This is a genomic window from Pseudomonas entomophila (assembly GCF_023277925.1).
GTDB classification, from domain to species: domain Bacteria; phylum Pseudomonadota; class Gammaproteobacteria; order Pseudomonadales; family Pseudomonadaceae; genus Aquipseudomonas; species Aquipseudomonas entomophila_D.
The window spans coordinates 2,956,981-2,973,931 of record NZ_CP063832.1 but is presented as its reverse complement, the minus strand read 5'-3'; the positions used below and the strand labels follow the sequence as shown (position 1 = coordinate 2,973,931).

The 16,951-nt window shown below is 63.0% G+C and carries 17 protein-coding genes; 15 read left to right on the top strand and 2 right to left on the bottom strand.

The genetic code is table 11. The features are described from left to right. The first annotated feature begins 70 nt into the window (after positions 1-70). The 7 genes from IM733_RS13070 to ispD all read left to right on the top strand — a co-directional run bounded on the left by IM733_RS13070 (position 71) and on the right by ispD (position 7,749). A complete protein-coding gene (locus tag IM733_RS13070) occupies positions 71-1,018 on the top strand; it encodes an acetyl-CoA carboxylase carboxyltransferase subunit alpha (protein WP_248917076.1) in 948 nt (315 codons plus the stop codon). 101 nt (positions 1,019-1,119) lie between these two features. Then, positions 1,120-2,415: a tRNA lysidine(34) synthetase TilS gene (gene tilS / locus IM733_RS13065; RefSeq protein WP_248917075.1), complete on the top strand. Its 1,296-nt coding sequence runs from the start codon at positions 1,120-1,122 to the stop codon at positions 2,413-2,415. 269 nt (positions 2,416-2,684) lie between these two features. Beyond that, on the top strand, positions 2,685-4,313 hold the full coding sequence (locus IM733_RS13060) for a CTP synthase (protein WP_213657994.1): 1,629 nt from the start codon (positions 2,685-2,687) through the stop codon (positions 4,311-4,313). Positions 4,314-4,316: 3 nt separating this feature from the next. After that, positions 4,317-5,162 (top strand): 3-deoxy-8-phosphooctulonate synthase, encoded by an 846-nt coding sequence (kdsA, locus tag IM733_RS13055; protein ID WP_011535261.1) that lies wholly within the window; start codon positions 4,317-4,319, stop codon positions 5,160-5,162. A 153-nt stretch (positions 5,163-5,315) separates the two neighbouring features. Then, positions 5,316-6,605 (top strand): phosphopyruvate hydratase, encoded by a 1,290-nt coding sequence (gene eno, locus IM733_RS13050; protein WP_011535260.1) that lies wholly within the window; start codon positions 5,316-5,318, stop codon positions 6,603-6,605. A 158-nt stretch (positions 6,606-6,763) separates the two neighbouring features. Continuing rightward, complete coding sequence (gene ftsB, locus IM733_RS13045; RefSeq protein ID WP_011535259.1) at positions 6,764-7,045, top strand: cell division protein FtsB; 282 nt, start codon at positions 6,764-6,766, stop codon at positions 7,043-7,045. Further along, positions 7,042-7,749, top strand: coding sequence for a 2-C-methyl-D-erythritol 4-phosphate cytidylyltransferase (gene ispD / locus IM733_RS13040; protein ID WP_248917074.1), 708 nt, complete (start codon positions 7,042-7,044; stop codon positions 7,747-7,749). Before ftsB ends, ispD begins: the two co-directional genes overlap by 4 nt. 90 nt (positions 7,750-7,839) lie before the next feature. On the opposite strand, the gene IM733_RS13035 is transcribed toward ispD, so the two are convergent. Continuing rightward, positions 7,840-8,754 (bottom strand): LysR substrate-binding domain-containing protein, encoded by a 915-nt coding sequence (locus IM733_RS13035; RefSeq protein ID WP_248917073.1) that lies wholly within the window; start codon positions 8,752-8,754, stop codon positions 7,840-7,842. Positions 8,755-8,862: 108 nt separating this feature from the next. On the opposite strand from IM733_RS13035, the gene IM733_RS13030 reads away from it, so the two are divergent. The 8 genes from IM733_RS13030 to rpoS all read left to right on the top strand — a co-directional run bounded on the left by IM733_RS13030 (position 8,863) and on the right by rpoS (position 16,130). After that, the gene (locus tag IM733_RS13030; protein WP_031315222.1) at positions 8,863-9,975 is read left to right on the top strand and encodes an S-(hydroxymethyl)glutathione dehydrogenase/class III alcohol dehydrogenase; all 1,113 of its coding nucleotides are present in this window, start codon (positions 8,863-8,865) and stop codon (positions 9,973-9,975) included. Between the two features lie 10 nt (positions 9,976-9,985). After that, a complete protein-coding gene (gene fghA / locus IM733_RS13025; RefSeq protein ID WP_248917072.1) occupies positions 9,986-10,834 on the top strand; it encodes an S-formylglutathione hydrolase in 849 nt (282 codons plus the stop codon). 206 nt (positions 10,835-11,040) lie between these two features. Then, the gene (gene ispF, locus IM733_RS13020) at positions 11,041-11,514 is read left to right on the top strand and encodes a 2-C-methyl-D-erythritol 2,4-cyclodiphosphate synthase (RefSeq protein ID WP_240063827.1); all 474 of its coding nucleotides are present in this window, start codon (positions 11,041-11,043) and stop codon (positions 11,512-11,514) included. Next, positions 11,511-12,569 carry a tRNA pseudouridine(13) synthase TruD gene (gene truD / locus IM733_RS13015; protein WP_248917071.1) on the top strand — a complete coding sequence of 353 codons (1,059 nt, stop codon included), beginning with the start codon at positions 11,511-11,513 and terminating at the stop codon, positions 12,567-12,569. The genes ispF and truD overlap by 4 nt, the downstream gene beginning before the upstream one ends. Then, entirely contained in the window at positions 12,557-13,306 is a 750-nt protein-coding gene (surE, locus tag IM733_RS13010; RefSeq protein WP_011535252.1) for a 5'/3'-nucleotidase SurE, read from the top strand. The genes truD and surE overlap by 13 nt, the downstream gene beginning before the upstream one ends. Before the next feature lie 38 nt (positions 13,307-13,344). Next, entirely contained in the window at positions 13,345-13,983 is a 639-nt protein-coding gene (locus IM733_RS13005) for a protein-L-isoaspartate(D-aspartate) O-methyltransferase (RefSeq protein ID WP_162042960.1), read from the top strand. Positions 13,984-14,162: 179 nt separating this feature from the next. After that, positions 14,163-15,017, top strand: coding sequence for a peptidoglycan DD-metalloendopeptidase family protein (locus IM733_RS13000; protein WP_248917070.1), 855 nt, complete (start codon positions 14,163-14,165; stop codon positions 15,015-15,017). A gap of 105 nt (positions 15,018-15,122) precedes the next feature. Then, positions 15,123-16,130, top strand: coding sequence for an RNA polymerase sigma factor RpoS (gene rpoS, locus IM733_RS12995; RefSeq protein WP_248917069.1), 1,008 nt, complete (start codon positions 15,123-15,125; stop codon positions 16,128-16,130). 472 nt (positions 16,131-16,602) lie between these two features. Here rpoS and fdxA read toward each other — a convergent pair whose 3' ends face one another. Next, complete coding sequence (gene fdxA, locus IM733_RS12990) at positions 16,603-16,926, bottom strand: ferredoxin FdxA (RefSeq protein WP_248917068.1); 324 nt, start codon at positions 16,924-16,926, stop codon at positions 16,603-16,605. Between the last annotated feature and the right edge of the window lie 25 nt (positions 16,927-16,951).

Sequence of the window (16,951 nt, the reverse complement as noted above, 5' to 3'; positions counted from 1 at the left end):
ATCCCTTAAGGTAGGGCGCCACACGGATCAACCGGCCGGCCGCCTGGCCGTAGACCCAAGACGGAAGCCTATGAACCCGAATTTCCTCGATTTCGAACAGCCGATTGCCGACCTGCAAGCCAAGATCGAAGAGCTGCGCCTGGTGGGTAACGACAACTCGCTGAACATCAGCGATGAAATTGCCCGTCTGCAGGACAAGAGCAGCACCCTGACCGAGAGCATCTTCGGCAACCTGACCAGCTGGCAGATCGCCCGCCTGGCCCGTCACCCGCGCCGCCCGTACACCCTCGACTACATCGAACACATCTTCACCGAGTTCGAAGAACTGCACGGCGACCGTCACTTCTCCGACGACGCCGCGATCGTCGGTGGCACCGCGCGCCTGAACGACAAGCCGGTCATGGTCATCGGTCACCAGAAGGGCCGTGAAGTGCGCGAGAAGGTACGCCGCAACTTCGGCATGCCGCGCCCTGAGGGTTATCGCAAGGCCTGCCGCCTGATGGAGATGGCCGAACGCTTCAAGATGCCGATCCTGACTTTCATCGACACGCCGGGCGCCTATCCGGGCATCGACGCCGAAGAGCGCAACCAGAGCGAAGCCATCGCCTGGAACCTGCGTGTGATGGCGCGCCTGAAAACGCCAATCATCGCCACCGTGATCGGTGAGGGTGGTTCCGGCGGCGCGCTGGCCATCGGTGTGTGCGACCAGCTGAACATGCTGCAGTACTCCACCTACTCGGTGATTTCGCCGGAAGGCTGCGCCTCGATCCTGTGGAAGACCGCGGACAAGGCCGCCGACGCGGCTGAAGCCATGGGCATCACCGCCGAGCGCCTGAAGAGCCTGAACATCGTCGACAAGGTCATCCAGGAGCCGCTGGGCGGCGCCCACCGTGACCCGGCGAAGATGGCGGCGAACGTTCGCACCGACCTGATCGAACAGCTGGACATGCTCGGCAAGCTCGACAACGACACGCTGCTCAAGCGCCGTTACGATCGCCTGATGAGCTACGGCGTCTGACTTTGAGGCCCATTCGCCGGCAAGCCGGCCCCTACAGGATTGCGTGGTCCCTGTAGGAGCCAGCTTGCCGGCGAACCGGGCGCAAGGCCAGTGAGGCACTGATGATCAACCTCACCCCCCAACTTTCCCCCTGGCTCACCGCCCCCGCCTGGTACGTCGCTTTCTCCGGCGGCCTGGACTCCACGGTCCTCCTGCACCTGCTTGCCGATTACGCCCGCTACCACCCAGCCCCGCCCTTGCGCGCCATCCATGTCCATCACGGCCTGCAAGCCGTCGCCGACGCCTGGCCCGATCACTGTAGAGCGGTGTGCACCGCCTTGGGTGTCGAACTCGACGTGATCCCTGTACAGGTCGCTTCCGGCGCCAGCCTCGAGCAGGCTGCGCGCAATGCTCGCTACGGCGCGTTCGAGCAGTTGCTCAAGCCGGGCGATGTGCTGTTCACCGGTCAGCACCGCGACGACCAGGCCGAGACTTTGCTTTTCCGCCTGTTGCGCGGCGCGGGCCTGCGTGGGCTGGCTGCCATGGCGCAACAGCGTACGCTGGGGCAGGGCAGGCTGGTGCGGCCGATGCTGGGGGTGTCGCGTCAACAGTTGCAGGCCCACGCCGACGCTCACGGTCTGGTTTGGGTCGATGACCCTTCCAACCGCGACACGGCCTTCGCCCGCAACTTCATCCGTAGAGAAGTGTTCCCACAGTTACGCGAGCGCTGGCCCCAGGCCGAGGCCAACCTGGCGCGCAGTGCCGAACACCTGGGTGAGGCATTGGGCCTGCTGGACGAACTGGCCGCCAGCGACTTGGCACTTGCCTGCGACAATGCGCCGCTACGCTGGTTAGGGCTGGACTCTCTGAGCCTCGAGGCGTTAGCGGCGCTGTCGCCCGCGCGCCGGCGAAATGCGCTGCAGTTCTGGCTCAGCCGACGTACCCGCCTGCCTGACAGCCGCCACTGGGCGGGTTGGAGCGATCTGCGCGAGGCCGCCCCCGATGCCTCTCCGATCTGGCGTCTGGCCGATGGCGAAGTGCACCGCAGTCATGGGCGGATCTGGTGGCTGAGTGGGGATTGGCTGGGCGTCGTCTTGACTGAGCAGCCATGGCTGGACGGCACACGGCCTCTGCTCCTGCCGGGCAATGGCTGCGTCCGCCTGGTGGCGGGCCCGGCTGGGGACGACTTGCGCATCCGCTACCGCCAGGGTGGCGAGGTCATGCAGGTGCCCGGTCGCGGTCGACGCGATCTCAAGCGCCTGCTCAACGAACTGCAGGTCCCGCACTTCGTGCGCCCGCGCCTGCCGCTGCTGTATCGGGGCGAGCAATTGCTGGCGGTGGCCAACCTGCCCGAACTGACGCAGGCCGATTGCCAGTTGCACTGGCAACCACCGACGAACGTGCAAGGTTTGAGCTGAAGGGTACATTCGGGTAGACTACCCTCCCTTCTTGATACAGCTTCTGTGGGTTGCGCAAAAACACAGGAGTTGCCGATTACCAAGCAGTTTTTTGCTGGGCTGATTCTTAAAATGACGAGCGAGCTCCATGCCGGGGACACCCCCGGTCTGTACAGACGCGGCAGTTGTTCGAGATGCACTGTGATTGACGCAGGTGATCGGGGGCTTCGGCCTTCCTTCGCTTTCTCCGGCGGCCCATGCCGCCTTAACGCAGACTTCTAGGGTTTTTCATGACGCGCTACATATTCGTCACGGGCGGTGTTGTTTCTTCATTGGGGAAAGGCATTGCCTCGGCTTCCCTGGCGGCCATCCTGGAAGCGCGGGGGCTCAAGGTCACCATGCTCAAGCTGGACCCGTACATCAACGTCGACCCGGGCACCATGAGCCCGTTCCAGCACGGTGAAGTGTTCGTCACCCACGACGGCGCCGAGACCGACCTCGACCTGGGCCACTACGAGCGGTTCATCCGCACCACGATGACCCAGAACAACAACTTCACCACCGGCCGCATCTACGAGCACGTGCTGCGTAAAGAGCGCCGTGGCGACTACCTGGGCGCGACCATCCAGGTCATCCCGCACATCACCGACGAAATCAAGCGCCGCATCATCAAGGGTGCCGGCGACGCCGACGTCGCGCTGGTCGAGATCGGCGGCACCGTGGGCGACATCGAGTCGCAACCGTTCCTCGAGGCCATCCGCCAACTGCGCGTCGAAGTCGGCTCCAAGCGCGCCATGCTGATGCACCTGACGCTGGTGCCGTACATCGCCACCGCTGGTGAAACCAAGACCAAACCGACTCAGCACTCGGTGAAGGAACTGCGTTCCATCGGCCTGCAGCCTGATGTGCTGATCTGCCGCTCCGACCACCCGGTCGATGCTTCGTCGCGTCGCAAGATCGCGCTGTTCACCAACGTCGAAGAGCGTGCGGTGATTTCGCTGGAAGATGTCGACACCATCTACAAGATTCCTGGCGTGTTGCACGCGCAAGGCCTGGACGATTTCGTCGTCGAGCGCTTCGGCCTGCAATGCAACAGCGCCGACCTGTCCGAGTGGGACAAGGTTGTCGACGCCAAGCTCAACCCTGAGCAGGAAGTGACCATCGCCATGGTCGGCAAGTACATGGAGCTGCTGGATGCGTACAAGTCGCTGATCGAAGCGATGAGCCATGCCGGCATCACCAACCGTACCAAGGTCAACCTGCGCTACATCGACTCCGAAGACATCGAGAACCAGGGCACCAGCCTGCTGGAAGGCGCCGACGCCATCCTGGTTCCGGGCGGTTTCGGCCTGCGCGGCGTGGAAGGCAAGATCACCGCGGTGCAATACGCCCGTGAGAACAAGGTCCCGTACCTGGGTATCTGCCTGGGCATGCAGGTGGCCGTGATCGAGTTCGCCCGCAACGTGATGGGCTGGAAAGACGCCAACTCGACTGAATTCGATCGCAACAGCGGCCACCCGGTCGTCGGTCTGATCACCGAGTGGGCCGACGCCACCGGCGCGGTCGAGACCCGTACCGAAGCCTCCGACCTGGGCGGCACCATGCGCCTGGGCGCGCAGGACTGCCAGATCGTTGCCGGCTCCAAGGTCCACGACTGCTACGGCAAGGACGTGATCACCGAGCGTCACCGTCACCGCTACGAAGTCAACAACAACCTGCTGCCGCAGTTGATCGACGCCGGCCTGGTGGTTTCCGGCCGTTCCGAGGACGGTGCGCTGGTCGAAGTGGTCGAGTCCAAGGACCACCCATGGTTCGTCGCCTGCCAGTTCCACCCGGAGTTCACCTCCACGCCACGTGACGGCCACCCGCTGTTCAGCGGTTTCGTCAAGGCTGCCCTGGCACAGAAGAACAAGGCCTGATCCATGACTCAGAAGATCATTCGCGTCGGTAACATCGAGATCGCCAACGACAAGCCGTTCGTCCTGTTCGGCGGCATGAACGTCCTGGAATCCCGTGATCTGGCCCTGAAGGTCTGCGAGGAGTACGTGCGGGTAACCGAAAAACTCGGTATCCCGTACGTGTTCAAGGCCAGCTTCGACAAGGCCAACCGTTCGTCGGTCAACTCGTACCGTGGCCCAGGCATGGAAGAAGGCCTGAAGATCTTCGAGGAGATCAAGCGCACCTTCAACGTGCCGGTGATCACCGACGTGCACGAGCCCTACCAGTGCGAACCGGTCGCTCAAGTGTGCGACATCATTCAGCTGCCGGCCTTCCTGTCGCGCCAGACCGACCTGGTCGTGGCGATGGCCAAGACCGGCGCTGTGATCAACATCAAGAAGGCGCAGTTCCTGGCGCCCCACGAGATGAAGCACATCCTCGCCAAGTGCGTCGAAGCCGGCAACGACCAACTCATCCTGTGTGAGCGTGGTTCGAGCTTCGGTTACAACAACCTGGTCGTGGACATGCTTGGCTTCGGCATCATGAAGCAGTTCGAGTACCCGGTGTTCTTCGATGTGACCCACTCGTTGCAGACGCCGGGTGGTCGTGCCGATTCCGCCGGCGGGCGCCGCGCCCAGGTCACGGATCTCGCCAAGGCTGGCATGAGCCAGGGCCTGGCGGGTCTGTTCCTCGAAGCCCACCCGGACCCGGACAACGCCAAGTGCGACGGTCCATGCGCGCTGCGCCTGGACAAGCTGGAGCCGTTCCTGGCGCAGCTGAAGCAACTGGACGACCTGGTGAAAAGTTTTCCGACGGTAGAAACCGCGTAAAGCTCATTTCTCGGGTAAAGTACCGCCCGTTCCACCCCTGACCTTTCGGTCAGGGGCTCCCTTCGCCAGGCCTGCCCGTGCCATGTCGCCTGGTGAACGGCAAGAATTCCCAAAAGCTGCGTTGTTTTCGTCAATTCTGGAGTGCTTACAACAATGGCAAAAATCGTCGACATCAAAGGTCGTGAAGTTCTCGATTCGCGTGGCAACCCCACCGTGGAAGCCGATGTACTGCTCGACAACGGCATCATCGGCAGCGCTTGCGCGCCGTCGGGTGCTTCCACTGGCTCGCGCGAAGCGCTGGAGCTGCGTGATGGCGACAAGAGCCGTTACCTGGGCAAGGGCGTTCTGAAGGCCGTCGCCAACATCAACGGCCCGATCCGCGACCTGTTGCTGGGCAAGGACCCGGCTGACCAGAAAGCCCTGGACCGCGCCATGATCGAGCTGGACGGTACCGAGAACAAGGCCAAGCTGGGCGCCAACGCCATCCTGGCCGTGTCGCTGGCCGCCGCCAAGGCCGCCGCCCAGGACCTGGACCTGCCACTGTACGCCCACATCGCCAACCTGAACGGCACCCCGGGCCAGTACTCGATGCCGGTTCCGATGATGAACATCATCAACGGCGGCGAACACGCCGACAATAATGTCGACATCCAGGAGTTCATGGTCCAGCCGGTTGGCGCCAAGACCTTCTCCGACGGCCTGCGCATGGGCACCGAGATCTTCCACCACCTCAAAGCCGTGCTCAAGGCCCGTGGCCTGAACACTGCCGTCGGTGACGAAGGTGGCTTCGCCCCGAACCTGGCCTCCAACGAAGACGCCCTGGGCGCCATCGCCGAAGCCGTCGAGAAAGCCGGCTACAAGCTGGGCACCGACGTTACCCTGGCCCTGGACTGCGCAGCTTCCGAGTTCTACGAAGACGGTAAGTACAACCTGTCCGGCGAAGGCAAGTCGTTCGACGCCGAAGGTTTTGCCGACTACCTGAAGGGCCTGACCGAGCGCTTCCCGATCATTTCGATCGAAGACGGCCTGGACGAGTCCGACTGGGCAGGCTGGAAGATCCTGACCGACAAGATTGGCGAGAAGGTGCAGCTGGTAGGCGACGACCTGTTCGTCACCAACACCAAGATCCTGAAAGAAGGCATCGAGAAAGGCATCGGCAACTCGATCCTGATCAAGTTCAACCAGATCGGCTCGCTGACCGAGACCCTGGAAGCCATCCAGATGGCCAAGGCCGCCGGCTACACCGCGGTGATCTCGCACCGTTCCGGTGAAACCGAGGACTCGACCATCGCTGACCTGGCCGTAGGTACCGCTGCCGGCCAGATCAAGACCGGCTCGCTGTGCCGTTCCGATCGCGTCAGCAAGTACAACCAACTGCTGCGCATCGAAGAGCAACTGGGCGCCAAGGCCGTATATCGCGGTCGTGCCGAGTTTCGCGGCTGAGCAAGAGATGGTAAAAAGGCAGCAGCCGGGGCCGGCTGAACGTTCGTTCTGATCGTTCGGTCGTCTCCAACGGGTTTCTGTCGACGAAGCCTGGCCTCGGCCAGGCTTCGTGCTATCGGAAGCTCGCTGCGGCGGCCTTTTCTACCCTGGATATCTTCATGCGCAGTCCCTATTGGTTGTTCCTCGTCCTGCTCCTGCTGCTCGGCGGCCTGCAATATCGCCTCTGGGTGGGTAATGGCAGCCTGGCGCAAGTGACCGAACTCAAGCAGCAGATCGCCGACCAGCATGCGGAGAACGAACGGCTGCTGGAGCGGAATCGCGTGCTTGACGCTGAAGTCCTGGAGTTGAAGAAAGGTATGGAGACCGTGGAAGAACGGGCTCGTCATGAACTGGGGATGGTCAAGGAGGGTGAAACCCTCTACCAGCTGCCGCAGAAATGACCACCGTACTGCCGGCCTTCTGGGCCGTGATTCCCGCCGCAGGCGTTGGTGCCCGCATGGCTGCCGACCGCCCCAAGCAGTATCTGCAACTGGGCGGGCAGACGATTCTCGAGCATAGCCTCGACTGTTTCCTCGACCATCCCGCGCTCAAGGGCGTGGTGGTCAGCATTGCCGAAGATGATCCGTACTGGCCCGGCCTGCGCTGTGCCAGCGATCCGCGTATCCAACGTGCGCCGGGTGGTCGCGAGCGGGCCGACTCGGTGCTCAATGCCCTGTTGCTGCTGCACGCCCAGGGGGCGTCGGATGATGACTGGGTGCTGGTGCACGATGCGGCGCGCCCCAATCTGGCACGTAGCGATCTGGACAAGTTGCTATCCGAGCTTGCTGATGATCCTGTAGGCGGATTACTGGCGGTGCCCGCGCGGGACACGCTCAAGCGTGCCGGCGCCGATGGCCGGGTCAGCGCGACAGTGGACCGCAGCACTGTCTGGCAGGCCTACACGCCACAGATGTTCCGCCTCGGTATGCTGCACCGGGCCTTGGCCGAATGCCTGGTCTCCGATGTGGCGGTCACCGACGAATCTTCCGCCATCGAATGGGCCGGCCATGCGCCGCGCCTGGTCGAAGGGCGTAGCGACAACATCAAGGTGACCCGGCCAGAAGACCTGGAGTGGTTGCGCCAGCGTTGGGCCGGGCGCCGTTGAGCGGCAATCTGGCACCGTACCTGTAGGAGCGGCTTAAGCCGCGATGCAGGCAACACGGTGCCTGGCACCCACCTCGCGGGTGATCGCGGCTTAAGCCGCTCCTACAGGGGGCGTGGTGCGATATTCAGGTAATTGCGCCAACCCTACCTTCAAGTGATCCACCAGCCTGCGCACCTTCGGCGACAGGTGCCGCTGCTGCGGATACAACGCCCATACCGCCGTGTTCGGGGGCTGGTGCCCCGCCAGCAATGACACCAACGCGCCCGTGTTCAGATGCTCGAGCACGTAATAGTCCGGCAACTGGCACAACCCCATCCCCTGCAACGCCGCATCCAGCACCGCCTGGCCACTGTTGCAACGCCAGTTGCCCTGTACCCGCTGGCTGATCTCGCGACCATCCTGCTGCAGCGCCCACAGGTCGGAGCTGCCGATCAGGCAGTTGTGCCGTGCCAGCTCCGACAGGCTGTGGGGCCGCCCGTAGCGCTCCAGATAAGCCGGCGAAGCACACAGGTACATGCGCCGCGGCGCCAGGCGCGTCGCCACCAGCCGAGAATCCTGCAGGCGACCCAGGCGGATGGCCAGGTCCATGCCTTCGTGGAGCAGGTCCAGGGTGCGGTTGCTCAGCTCCACCTCGACCCGCAACTGGGGGTACAGCGCCATGAAGCGCGTCACCAGCGGCACGATGAAGCGCTCGCCATAGGCCACGGCGCAAGTCATGCGCAGCAGCCCCTTGGGTTCACTGGCCAGGTCGCCCATGGCGCGCAGCGCTTCCTCACGGCCATCCTGCAGGCGCTGGCAATGCTGCAGGAAGGTCTGCCCAGCCTCGCTCAGGGTTACCCGCCGTGTGCTGCGGTACAACAGGCGGGTCTGCAGTCGCTCTTCCAGGCGTGCGATCTGCCGGCTGATATGCGACGAGGAGACGCCCAGGCGCTCGGCGGCCGCAGTGAACTGGCCCGACTCGGCCACGGCGACGAATTCGTCGATGCCTTCCCAGCGGCTGCTCATTGATTATCCCTATATGGCAATAATGTTTTGTGAGTGGCCGGATTATTCATCAAATCAAGGTGAATTACACTGCGAGACACTAAACGACACTCTGTCTGGAGACCTTTGATGATCAAGTCCCGCGCCGCTGTAGCCTTCGAGGCCAAGAAACCCCTGGAAATCGTCGAAGTGGACGTGGCCATGCCCAAGGCTGGCGAGGTGCTACTGCGCGTCGTGGCCTCCGGCGTATGCCACACCGACGCCTACACCCTCTCCGGTGCCGACCCGGAAGGCATCTTCCCGTCGATCCTCGGCCATGAGGGCGGGGCGATCGTCGAGGCGATCGGCGAGGGCGTGACTTCGGTGGCGGTCGGCGATCACGTGATCCCGCTGTACACCCCGGAATGCGGCCAGTGCAAATTCTGCCGCTCCGGCAAGACCAACCTGTGCCAGGCCATCCGCGCCACTCAAGGCAAGGGCCTGATGCCCGACGGCACCACCCGTTTCAGCTACAAGGGCCAGCAACTGTTCCACTACATGGGGACCTCGACCTTCTCCGAGTACACCGTGCTGCCGGAAATCTCCGTGGCCAAGATCCAGAAGGAAGCACCGCTGGAGAAGGTCTGCCTGCTCGGTTGCGGCGTGACCACCGGTATCGGCGCGGTGCTCAACACCGCCAAGGTCAAGCCGGGTGACACCGTGGCTATCTTCGGTCTGGGTGGCATCGGCCTGTCGGCGGTGATCGGCGCGGTCAAGGCCAAAGCCTCTCGTATCATCGCCATCGACATCAACCCGGCCAAGTTCGAGATCGCCCGCCAGTTGGGCGCCACCGACTGCATCAACCCGAAGGACTACGACCGCCCGATCCAGGAAGTCATCGTCGACCTCACCGACGGGGGCGTGGACTTCTCCTTCGAGTGCATCGGCAACGTGCAACTGATGCGCGCGGCGCTGGAGTGCTGCCACAAGGGCTGGGGCGAGTCGGTGATCATCGGCGTGGCCGGTGCCGGCCAGGAAATCGCTACCCGTCCGTTCCAGCTGGTCACCGGTCGTGTCTGGCGCGGTTCGGCCTTCGGTGGCGTGCGTGGCCGCAGCGAGCTGCCCAGCTACGTCGAGATGTCCGAGAAGGGCGAGATCCCGCTGGACACCTTCATCACCCACACCATGGGCCTGGAAGACATCAACAAGGCCTTCGACCTGATGCACGAAGGCAAGAGCATCCGCAGCGTGATCCACTTCTGAGGCCCTTGCCATGACGCTGGAAAACATCTCTTGCCAGAAAAGCTTCGGCGGCTGGCACAAGCGTTACCGGCACACCTCCAAGGTGCTGGGCTGCGACATGGTGTTCGCCGTCTACCTGCCGCCCCAGGCGGAGCAGGGCGAGCAGTTGCCGGTGCTGTACTGGCTCAGCGGCCTGACCTGCACCGACGAGAACTTCATGCAGAAGGCCGGCGCCCAGCGCCTGGCCGCGGAGCTTGGGCTGATCATCGTCGCCCCGGACACCAGCCCGCGTGGCGAGCAGGTGCCGGGTGATCCGGACGGCGCCTGGGATTTCGGCCTGGGTGCCGGGTTCTACCTCAACGCTACCCAGCAGCCCTGGGCGCAGCACTACCGCATGCACGACTATCTGGTGCATGAGTTGCCGGCGCTGATCGAGGCGCACTTTCCAGCGTCCGACCGGCGCAGCATCAGCGGTCACTCCATGGGCGGGCATGGCGCGCTGGTTTGCGCCTTGCGCAATCCGGGGCGTTATCGTTCGGTGTCGGCGTTCTCGCCGATCAGCAACCCAATGGATTGCCCGTGGGGCGAGAAGGCGTTTTCTCGTTACCTGGGTGAAGACCGCTCGCGCTGGCGCGAGTGGGATGCCAGTGTGCTGCTGGCCGAGGCCGGTGAATGTCCTCCGCTGTTGGTGGATCAGGGGGATCGTGACGACTTCCTGGAAAAACAGCTCAAACCACAGGCGCTGGAACAGGCGGCGCGCAAGGGTGGGCATCGGCTGACCCTGCGCCTGCAGCCGGGCTACGACCACAGCTACTACTTCATCGCCAGCTTCATCGATGAGCACCTGCGTCATCATGCGGTGGCGTTGGGCAGGGTGTAGCCCAACGCAGAGGCGTGCCAGGGCCCCATAGGAGCCAGCCTTGCTGGCGAAGTCGGCGACGCGGTGGCTGGCACCGGCTCTGCCGGTGTTCGCCGGCAAGGCCGGCTCCTACGGGGTTCAGTCGTCATCGACAGCCCCAAACACATCCGCCCAAGCCCCTGCAAAGCAGGTAGAATCACGCCCTGACTCAATCAGGGCGTTTTTCTATGCGTATTGGCCACGGCTACGATGTCCACCGTTTCTGCGACGGTGATTTCATTACCCTGGGTGGGGTGCGTATCCCCCACAAATACGGCCTGCTGGCCCATTCCGACGGCGACGTGCTGCTGCACGCCCTGAGCGACGCCCTGCTCGGTGCCGCAGCGCTGGGCGACATTGGCAAGCATTTCCCCGACACCGACCCGCAGTTCAAAGGCGCCGACAGCCGTGCGCTGTTGCGTCATGTGGTCGGCATCGTCCGCGACAAGGGCTGGAAGGTTGGTAATGTCGACGCCACCATCGTCGCCCAGGCGCCGAAAATGGCCCCGCATATCGAAACCATGCGCCAGCAGATCGCCGCCGACCTGCAGGTCGAACTCGATCAGGTCAACGTCAAGGCCACCACCGAAGAGAAGCTGGGCTTCACCGGTCGCGAGGAGGGCATCGCCGTGCATGCAGTCGCCCTGTTGCTGCCAGCATGACTGAACTGGAACTGCTGGGGCCGCGCGCCTCGGGCGAGGCGTTGGGCACCGCCGTGCTCAAGGCGGTCGCCGAAGATTTTCAGGTCGATGAAGTCCTCGACATTCCGCTGTCCGGCCAGGGCGAGCACCTGTGGTTGTGGGTCGAGAAGCGCGACCTCAACACCGAGGAAGCCGCCCGCCGCCTGGCCCGAGCCGCCGGTGTGCCGGTGCGCTCGATCAGCTATGCCGGCCTGAAGGATCGCCAGGCCCTGACCCGGCAGTGGTTCAGCCTGCATCTGCCTGGCAAGGCCGACCCGGACTTGTCCCGCGCCGAGGACGAAACCTTGCGCGTGCTCAAGCAGGTGCGCCACCAGCGCAAGCTGCAACGCGGCGCGCACTCGGCCAACGGCTTCACCCTGCGCCTGACCGGCTTGCAAGCCGACCACCCGGCGCTCGACGCCCGTCTTGAACAGCTCAAGCAGTACGGTGTGCCCAACTACTTCGGCACCCAGCGCTTCGGCCACGGTGGCGGCAATGTCCACGATGCCCAGGATTGGGCGGCGCGCCAGGCGCTGCCGGAGCAACGCAATGTCCGCTCGCGGTTGCTATCCGCTGCGCGCAGCTACCTGTTCAACCAGGTGCTGGCAGCGCGTGTCGCCGATGGCACCTGGCAGCGTGCCCAGGTCGGCGACCTGCTGGCCTTTACCGACAGCCGCAGCTTCTTCGCGGCGGGGGAGGCCGAGTGCAGCGATCCGCGCCTGGCGATCCTCGACCTGCACCCCACCGGCCCGCTGTGGGGCGAAGGGGCGTCGCCTGGTGGCGGCACGCCGCAGGCGCTCGAGTCCGAAGTCGGCGCCCGGCACCCACAACTGTGCCAATGGCTGGCGCGAGCGGGCATGGATCACGAACGGCGTATCCTACGGCTCCCTATTGGGCGGCTGACGTGGCATTATCCCGAGCCTGATATCCTGCAACTGGAATTCGTCCTTCCGGCCGGATGCTTCGCCACCGTGGTGGTGCGCGAACTCGTCGATCTGGTGCCGGCAGGGCAGACGGACAGCTCATGCGTATTCTGATTTCGAATGACGACGGTGTTACCGCACCTGGCATCGCCGCGCTGCACGCAGCACTGGCGGACCATGCCGAGTGCGTGGTGATTGCCCCGGATCAAGACAAGAGCGGTGCCGGCAGCTCGCTGACGCTGGACCGGCCGCTGCATCCGCAGACATTGGCCAACGGTTTCATCAGCCTCAACGGCACGCCGACCGACTGTGTGCACCTGGGGCTCAACGGCCTGCTCGAGCACACCCCCGACATGGTGGTGTCAGGCATTAACCTGGGCGCCAACCTGGGCGACGACGTGCTGTATTCCGGCACGGTTGCCGCCGCGCTGGAAGGCCGCTTCCTCGGTGGTACTTCACTGGCGTTCTCGTTGCTCTCGCGCCTGCCGGACAACCTGCCCACCGCTGCCTACATCGCCCGCCGGCTGGTCGAGGCGCAATCGCGCCTGGAACTGCCGCCGCGCACGGTGCTGAACATCAACATCCCCAACCTGCCGCTGGAGCATATCCGTGGCATCCAGCTCACCCGCCTGGGCCATCGCGCACGCGCTGCGGCACCGACCAAGGTGGTCAATCCACGGGGCAAGGAAGGCTACTGGATCGCCGTGGCCGGCGATGCCGAGGATGGCGGGCCGGGTACCGATTTCCACGCAGTGATGCAGGGCTATGTCTCGATCACACCGTTGCAGCTGGATCGCACCTTCAACGATGCTTTCGAGCGTTTCGACGGCTGGCTGGAGGGCGTGCTCTGATGCGCGAACAGGACGATCTGATGCGCCGTGGAATTGGCATGACCTCCCAGCGCACGCGGGAACGATTGATCCAGCGCCTGTATGAAGAGGGCGTATCGAACGCCAAGGTGCTGGAGGTGATTCGCAAAACGCCGCGTCACCTGTTCGTTGACGAGGCCCTGGCGCATCGCGCCTACGAAGACACTGCGCTACCGATCGGCCATAACCAGACAATCTCGCAGCCCTTCATGGTCGCCCACATGAGCGAGCTGTTGCTCGAGGCGGGCCCTCTGGACAAGGTGCTGGAGATCGGCACCGGCTCCGGCTACCAGACCGCGATCCTCGCGCAACTGGTGGAGCGAGTGTTCTCGGTGGAACGCATCAAGGTCCTCCAGGACCGTGCCAAGGAGCGCTTGGTGGAGCTCAACCTGCGCAACGTGGTGTTCCGCTGGGGCGATGGTTGCGAAGGCTGGCCGGCGCTGGCGCCCTACAACGGCATCATCGTCACCGCGGTGGCGCCGGAAGTCCCCCAGGCGCTGCTGGACCAGCTGGCCCCGGGCGGGCGCATGGTGATTCCGGTCGGGCCGGCAGGGGAAACCCAGCAACTGATGCTGATCGTCCGGGAAGAGCAGGGGTTTTCTCGGCGCGTGCTGGGCGCGGTGCGCTTCGTGCCGTTGCTCAACGGCCCTTTGGCCTGAGCGCGCCGCGGGAATATTTACGCCGCCAGCGAATTCCTGCGCCTGGCTCCGGTCTATCTCGCGTGGCGTCAGTCGGGTGTCGTGTTCAAACCGGGGCCCCCAAGCATGGCGGCTCGGTTATAATTGCAACAATATTGCATTTCATTTTTTCGTTAAACGGCACCATGAGGGGAGCGCGGGTGGGTCACACAGTCATTCGGCAGCGCAAGGATCGATCGGGTTTGAAGCTTCTGGTGATTGCGTTGGCCATGGGGACCCTGTTGGCTGGCTGCTCCAGCACCGGATCGAGCGGCGCGCGCGTGGTCGACCGCAACAATGCACCACCCAAGCGTGCGGCCGTGACCTCGGGGCAATACATCGTCAAGCCGGGTGACACCCTGTTCTCCATTGCCTTCCGTTATGGCTGGGACTACAAGGAGCTCGCGGCGCGCAACAATATCCCCGCCCCGTACACCATCCGCCCCGGTCAGCCGATCCGCTTCAGCAGCGCCTCGGGGGGCTCCACCACCGTGGTGACCAGCCCATCGTCGTCAAGCAGGACCACGGTCATTCGCCGCCCGGTCACCACCACCGCGCCGCCCGCCAATAATGAAAAATCCACGACCACGCCGCCATCAACCGCCTCGCAAACGGTTGCTCAGGTGCCCGCCGCAGAGCGTGCCGTGGGCGGTTGGACGTGGCCGGCCAACGGCGTGCTGATTGGAAAATTCGCTTCAAACGGTAGTTTGAATAAAGGCATTGATATCGCCGGTGATTTGGGACAGCCTGTTTTTGCTGCGTCTGATGGTGCGGTGGTTTACGCCGGCAGTGGCTTGAGGGGCTACGGCGAACTGGTCATCATCAAGCACAGTGATACCTACGTCAGTGCCTACGGTCACAACCGCAGGCTTTTGGTTCGGGAGGGGCAGCAGGTCAAGGCAGGGCAGACGATCGCAGAAATGGGATCCACGGGCACTGATCGGGTGAAGCTGCATTTCGAGATTCGCCGCCAGGGCAAACCCGTCGATCCTCTCCAGTTCCTGCCACGCCGTTGATCATTGTCCCGGCCTGTTCCTTGGATGTAGAGGGGACAGGCTCCAGCGCTACCAAGGAAAGGTGACGCTCGAGTCTGAGTTCGAACTCAGCAAAGGACTATAACAATGGCTCTCAGTAAAGAAGTGCCGGAGTTTGACATCGACGATGATCTGCTTCTGATGGAGACAGGCATCGTTTTGGAAACGGATGTGGTGTCAGACGAACCTGCTGTACCGTCGGTTCGGACCAAGTCGAAACAAGGCGCAACGCTCAAGCAGCACAAGTACATCGATTACAGTCGGGCGCTCGATGCGACCCAGCTGTACCTCAACGAAATTGGCTTCTCGCCTCTGCTTTCGCCGGAGGAAGAGGTGCATTTCGCGCGCCTGTCGCAAAAAGGCGACCCCGCGGGTCGCAAGCGCATGATCGAGAGCAACCTGCGCCTGGTGGTCAAGATCGCTCGCCGCTACGTCAATCGTGGCCTGTCGCTGCTCGACCTGATCGAGGAGGGCAATCTGGGCCTGATCCGTGCGGTGGAGAAGTTCGACCCCGAGCGTGGCTTCCGTTTCTCGACCTACGCCACTTGGTGGATCCGCCAGACCATCGAGCGGGCGATCATGAACCAGACCCGCACGATCCGCCTGCCCATCCATGTGGTCAAGGAACTCAACGTCTATCTACGCGCTGCTCGCGAGCTGACGCAGAAGCTCGATCACGAGCCGTCCCCTGAAGAAATCGCCAGCCTGCTGGAGAAGCCGGTTGCCGAGGTCAAGCGCATGCTCGGGCTCAACGAGCGGGTGTCTTCGGTAGATGTCTCGCTTGGGCCAGACTCCGACAAGACGCTGCTGGACACGCTCACCGATGACCGCCCCACCGACCCTTGCGAACTGCTGCAGGACGACGATCTTTCACAAAGCATTGATCAGTGGCTGGGTGAGTTGACCGACAAGCAGCGTGAAGTCGTGGTGCGACGCTTCGGGTTGCGTGGTCATGAAAGCAGCACTTTGGAAGATGTGGGGCTGGAAATCGGCCTGACCCGTGAGCGGGTGCGGCAGATCCAGGTCGAGGGGCTCAAGCGCTTGCGCGAGATCCTCGAGAAGAACGGCCTGTCGAGTGAGTCGCTGTTCCAATAGCGGTTGACGCGGCAAGCAGAACGCCCCGATGACCTCGGGGCGTTTTCGTTGATGCGATTGAAATGTTTCCTTGGCTAGCGCTGTTACTTTGCGTGTAAGTATTCGCTTACATGCTTTGTAAGTGATCGCTGTAAGGATCAGTAAATCAAAGTCGTTTTCAATGATTTATTTTTTCTAACTTGTTGAAATATAAGGTTTTTATTTTCTTTGAAAGATGTGTCGATGGAAACGTCTTGAGAGATTTGCTGCTTGTCCGGCGCGCTGGAATCGCTAGTATTCGAACTGTGCCTACGGACTGGCACAGGCTTTCAAGGATGGAGGCCAAGGACATCGCGGGATGCGATTCATCAGGATGATGATCGGGACAAACAGGGACTACGGAAAAAATGTGGGCGGGTCAAACCGCCCCTTTTTTTTGCCCGCTGAAAATGAAAAAAGGCCCGTTTCGGGCCTTTTTCGCATCGGGACGCTATCAGCGTTCCAGGTCGGCAATCTTGCCAGTCTTGCCATCCCACTCTTCGGCGTCCGGCAGGGCGTCTTTCTTCTCGGTGATGTTCGGCCAGATCTCTGCCAGCTCGGCGTTCAGCTCAATGAAGTTCTCCATGCCGGCAGGCACTTCGTCTTCCGAGAAAATCGCCTGGGCCGGGCATTCAGGCTCGCACAGCGCGCAGTCGATGCACTCGTCCGGGTGAATGACCAGGAAGTTCGGGCCTTCGTAGAAGCAGTCCACCGGACAGACTTCCACGCAGTCGGTGTACTTGCATTTGATGCAGTTGTCGGTGACGACGAAGGTCATTTCTAGTTCTCTCCTCAGGCGACGG